The organism is Pedococcus sp. P1_H8, assembly GCF_056405175.1.
In genome coordinates this window covers 1-351 of sequence record NZ_JBFUCP010000510.1, presented here as the reverse complement: position 1 = coordinate 351, position 351 = coordinate 1, and the positions used below count along the sequence as shown (strand labels likewise).

Annotated in this window: 1 protein-coding gene; it reads right to left on the bottom strand. The window is 66.9% G+C overall.

All coding sequences use genetic code 11. From position 1 onward, the window contains the following. On the bottom strand, window positions 1–351 hold a 351-nt coding region (locus AC1DYG_RS21090), incomplete at both ends, for an alpha/beta hydrolase (protein ID WP_477641762.1).

Genomic DNA, 351 nt, shown 5'->3' with positions numbered 1-351 from the left:
GCCAGCGCCATCGCGGCGGTGCCGCCCATGGACAGGCCGATGACGCCACGGGTGTCCGTGGTCCTCAGGCTGTTCTGCAGCACCGGCGGAAGTTCCTTGGTCAGGAACGTCTCGAGCTGGTAGTTCTTGCCGTTGTCCGGCTCCAGCCAGTCGGAGTAGAAGCTGGACTCGCCGCCGACGGGCAGGATCACGTTGACGTTCTTGTCCGCGAAGAAGTTCGCGGCGTCCGTCTCGATGGTCCAGCCGCTCTCGTCGTCCCGCGCGCGCAGGCCGTCGAGCATGYACAGCGCCGGGAAGGTCGCGTCGGGCTTGGCATTCCAGTCACGCGCGAGCAGCACCTGCACCTGGAAG